General features: G+C 55.0%; 3 protein-coding genes. 2 read left to right on the top strand and 1 reads right to left on the bottom strand.

The window, feature by feature from the left end; all coding sequences use genetic code 11:
- Together ACGVWT_RS19115 and ACGVWT_RS19110 are read left to right on the top strand one after the other, a co-directional pair.
- Nucleotides 1–2,171: helicase C-terminal domain-containing protein (locus ACGVWT_RS19115; protein WP_394427808.1), on the top strand; the 2,171-nt coding region annotated here is incomplete at its 5' end.
- 73 nt (nt 2,172–2,244) lie between these two features.
- The gene (locus ACGVWT_RS19110; protein ID WP_183937298.1) at nt 2,245–3,045 is read left to right on the top strand and encodes a hypothetical protein; all 801 of its coding nucleotides are present in this window, start codon (nt 2,245–2,247) and stop codon (nt 3,043–3,045) included.
- Nucleotides 3,046–3,094: 49 nt separating this feature from the next.
- Here the strand turns inward: ACGVWT_RS19110 and ACGVWT_RS19105 are convergent.
- The coding region (locus ACGVWT_RS19105) for an SOS response-associated peptidase family protein (protein ID WP_394427805.1) at nt 3,095–3,410 on the bottom strand (316 nt) is incomplete at its 5' end.

Below are 3,410 nucleotides of genomic sequence, written 5' to 3'. Positions count from 1 at the left end.
CCGTCTCACTGACCGTGCGCTATGTCTCACGGAATTTGCGTCTGGCGAGACTATCTGTCTCAAACAACGTGCGCCGGAAACCGCCCTTTATTGCGCGTCCGGGCGATCATCATTGCAGTTCGCTACACATAGGCGCCATCGTCGTGGACGATGCACATGCATGCCTGCGCACTCTTGAGCGGCAATTCCGGCTAACGATCCCGTCCAGCCATCCCGTTTACGAATGGGCTCTCAACAGGTTCGAGGAGGCAATCAACCAACAAAGCCCACGCAGCCTCAAACGGATTAAAGCTAACGATCACAGCGATTACGTTGAGGTGCCCTACTGGGCGCTCAAAGATGCTGCAGATGAACTACTGACAGAGTTAGTCAACGCCGAGAGCGAAAAGCCCTTCAAATACGTCGTCCCATTCCTTGGCGAAGGCCTCGCGCTCTGCCGGGTGATAATAGGCGGCCAAGAGATGGAGATTTCTGCCGTCTATCCCTGGGCAGACCTGGTCAACCCCTTTAGGCGTGCCAAACGGCGCATCTACATGACCGCGACGCTCTCTGATGACACTATCCTAGCCACTCACTTTGGAGCAGACCCTGACGTTCTGGAGGTGGCGGTAACCACGCCTTCCGCGACAATGGGCGAGCGGATGATTTTGATGCCGCAACAGCTCAACAAGGACATAACGTTCAACGACGTCAGCGGTATGTTGAAGGAGCTTTCAAAGGAGCATAACGTCGTCGTTATTGTTCCATCGAAAGCAGCTTCTGAGGAATGGGCTAACCACGCCGACCAAATATTGATGGGCGATGATGTTGCTGACGGTGTCGCGAAGCTCAGGCAATCGCACGTCGGTATGACGGTGCTTGTGAACAGATATGACGGCATCGATCTCCCGGACGACGCGTGCCGCGTTCTCGCTATTGTAGGTCTGCCAGAGGCTGCATCGCTGGTAGAACGCGCGGACATGACAGTGCTGAGCGCGTCCGGTGTCACTCTGCACCGGCAGGTGCAGCGGATAGAGCAAGGCATGGGTCGTGGCGTGAGATCAATTGACGACTTTTGCGCCGTCATCCTGTTCGGCTCGAAGTTGACGGAGAGGCTTCTTTCTGCGGACGGAAAGGCGATGCTTACCGCCGCGACGAGTGCGCAGCTCGACCTTTCTCTAAAACTCGCGAAACAGGTCGAGAAGGCGGCGGGCGGGACAATCGATATCGGAAAGGTCGCTCAAGTCGTCGACCACTGTCTGAGCAGGCACGACGGGTGGCGAAAATCAGCGCGGTCGGCACTGCTGAAAGCCGAGGGATCAAATGAATTGCGCTTTGACCGCACGCAGGTGACCCTGCGATCCGCAATCGACTTGGCTCGAGATGGCGATACGAGGGGAGCAGTCGCAACGCTGCAACCTGTGGTGACCTCAGCAACGGACGATGACAATAAGGCCTGGTTGATGAGCCGCCTTGCGCAGCTTACGCACTTTCACGATCGGGCAGAGGCGCAGAAAATAACCAAGGCGGCCTACGCTTTGAACCGGAGCGTAACCCGCCCACTCGAAGCGCTTAGCTATGAACGCCTCTCAACAGTGAACGAAGCTCAGGCTGTGTCTGCAATACGTTACCTGCGGACCCGCCGTCTTGAGCATCAGGATCGGATCTTTTTCGCGACGGACGTCAAGGAGGATCTTGCCTTTAAGCGCGTGCCTTACAAACGTTTTGAGGAGGCTGTGCGTCAGCTTGGTCTAGCAATCGGGATGCTCTCGCAGCGGCCAGAGGAGGACTATCAGGAAGGTCCGGATAATCTCTGGCGGCTACCAGGGAGGGAGTTTCTGGTCATAGAATGCAAAAATGAGGCTGGATCCGAGGAAGGCATAAAAAAGCGCGACCTCGGCCAACTCGGCCAATCAATCGAGTGGTTCAAAGACCGATATGGGGATACCGAGCCATTTATCCCGATTATCATTCATCCACTCTCGTATGTAGGGCCGCAGGCCACTGCTATACCGGATTGCCGGGTCATAGATGGGCACCGGCTTCGGCTACTTAGAGATAGCTTTTTGGACTTCGTTAAAGCGGCGAATGAGGAGGTTCTTGGAGACCCCGCGGCCGTACATCAACAACTCGCCACACATAACCTGACAGCAGATCGCTTTATAGACGCGTTTACCGTACCACTTGCATAGGCGTAAATCGATGAGGCGGAGTGTCTGTAGCCCCGCCTAGAACCGATATGACGTTTCGGAGTTAGGGCTGGAAGTGCCTATTTTAGCAGACGGTCAGCACGGTAATTTAAGGCAGCGCTTCCTCGGTCGCGCTGTAAAGGTCCTGCGCCTTTCGCTTCCAGTCGTCACACTGCTAATACCTCCCTATATATTATTTGTGGGAGAATCATCCCAGCTTTCGTTGTTCAATGAGTTTGGCCTGCCATCCGGCTTGCAGGACCAGACTGCGGCTGGCGATTTCATAGCCGGAATAGTCGCTATCCTGAACGCCTCCGCGACAGCGATCTTTCTGGCGGTTACCTTGATATGCATATTAGGCGGCGCTGTAAGCATGACCTGCCTAGCGATCATCGATAGAATACGATGGATCGATCGGAAGGTTGGTCATCGCGTAAGGGCGGTCAGCCGAGCAGGCATGAACGGTATGAAGGCAGCAGGCTGCTTTGGACCTATTATAATTGGGTCCGGCCCCTTTGTTGCCATGATCGTCTTCGGTATCCTGTACGGTCTTTTCTTTGCATCAGGTACAGTCCTCTCGGTTGGTTACGAAGAGGGCATGCGGCTCGCGAAGGAAGCAAAATCGAGTGCCTTGATTTGCGCTGGCCTAAAGAGACCAGCGGCGAATGGCGGCAGAACAGATTGCGTATCAATTATTACGAGCGGCGGATCGAGGATTTCTGGTTATCCAATGCCGACGGATCAGCAAATCATTGTCATAGATCAATCGGGGAATGCCAATTGGGTGAAGAGCGACGACGGCCTCACTGTGATGAAGACCACTATTCAACATCCGCATCCGCAGCCTACCAAGCCGAAGCCTCATAAATCCCCATAACGGTGCCGCATAAAAGGCAAAGTCGGCGCGGCCGCTTGCAAGTGCAGCGCTATTCTAAGCGCATGAGTTGCGCCGGATACGGAGATACAAGTGGCTCTAACTCGTTCCAGGGGCCAGTGAGCCATCGAGCATAATCGTCGTCATGCAGAATGACAGGCATTGCCTTGGGGTGTATAGGCGAGACTAGGAAGTTGGGCTCAGTAGTAAGAAAACTATAAGCATTCCCGCGCTCCGTCGGTGCCGATTCCGATGAAGCCGCCCCTCGTTTCCGAGATGATTGCGCCCCTTCGTTCCGAGATGATGTCGCCCCCCCGGAGACAGGGCCGTGCTGGCTACGTCTGTTGTTATTTCGTTCGTGCCGGTCG

Origin of the sequence: Sphingomonas sp. S6, from assembly GCF_043498045.1 — a bacterium.
Classification (GTDB): domain Bacteria; phylum Pseudomonadota; class Alphaproteobacteria; order Sphingomonadales; family Sphingomonadaceae; genus Sphingomonas.
This window is presented reverse-complemented; position numbering and strand designations above follow the sequence as displayed.